Here is an 871-nt window from a genome sequence, read left to right as displayed (position 1 = left end):
TTCCAGGCCATGTCGAAGCGCTTGCGGGCCTGTTCGAATTCTTCTTGGGCTGCGGTGGAGCATCGGCCGGCAGCATGGAAAGCCTCTGCCAGTTGAGAGATCTGAAAAGGGCTACCGGCCTGCAAGCTCTGGTTGATCGCCCATGGGTCACCGCCGGCCTGAGCGATCAGACCGGCAACGCTAATCCATTTCAGCTGCATTGCACCGCCCGTAAAACCGCACCCTGTTCTTCTGGAGCAGCTATGACGCTACCCCGCTGGTAACCTCTCCACGCCGGTTCAAGCCGACGCTGCGGTGCAATTTGCCGCCGTTCGCTCGTCGAGCGCCTGATCGATCAATGTGGTACTGGAATGCCGTCGCAGAGTTATCGAGCCGCTAGGCGCGCTCGCGTCACCAGGCGGATTCGCCATCGATGGTCGCGAGGTCTCGCATGGGTAGAAAATTACGGGCGGACGCCGTTGGCCGCTATTCACTATGTACTAGCCTCGACGCAGCGCAGACACGGCTTCATCTCACTAGCGAATCCCAGCGACGTCAGGCCGGTCCGACGACGATCTGCCTCAAACCGATGCTGACGGCCGCATAAAGTCGGTGGTCTTACGCCAGCGATCAGTCACCTTCGAGATAAAGAATCTGCGCCGTTCGCCGGGGTGAAGTGAGCGAAGCGCTGCCTCGGCTTAGCATTCGGACATGCGCGATATCGAAGCGATTGACGCCGATCTGCAGTTGGTGTCGCGCGCTTGGTGCGCGGCTTTGGTGGCAAATGATCACGCACCGAGTACCACCCTGATCGACCAGCTTCGCGAGGAGCGACAGCAGTGAGGCGCTGCGTCCGGAACTGACATGACCGGATACCACTAGAGGTAGCGTC

The 871-nt window shown here is 60.2% G+C and carries 1 protein-coding gene and 1 pseudogene; one reads left to right on the top strand and one right to left on the bottom strand.

Annotated features, from left to right (window positions below; translation table 11 throughout):
• Positions 1–200: pseudogene (locus A5622_RS27755) on the bottom strand (hypothetical protein); the annotation flags it as partial.
• Positions 201–690: 490 nt separating this feature from the next.
• Between A5622_RS27755 and A5622_RS30425 the strand changes: the two are divergent.
• Positions 691–822, top strand: a complete 132-nt coding sequence (locus tag A5622_RS30425; protein ID WP_255361663.1) for a hypothetical protein — start codon at positions 691–693, stop codon at positions 820–822.
• Positions 823–871 lie beyond the last annotated feature (49 nt).

The sequence above is a fragment of the Mycobacterium sp. 1245801.1 genome, from assembly GCF_001673055.1.
Taxonomy (GTDB): domain Bacteria; phylum Actinomycetota; class Actinomycetes; order Mycobacteriales; family Mycobacteriaceae; genus Mycobacterium; species Mycobacterium europaeum_A.
Note: the sequence above shows the minus strand (reverse complement) of the source record. Positions and strands in the feature narration are given on the sequence as shown.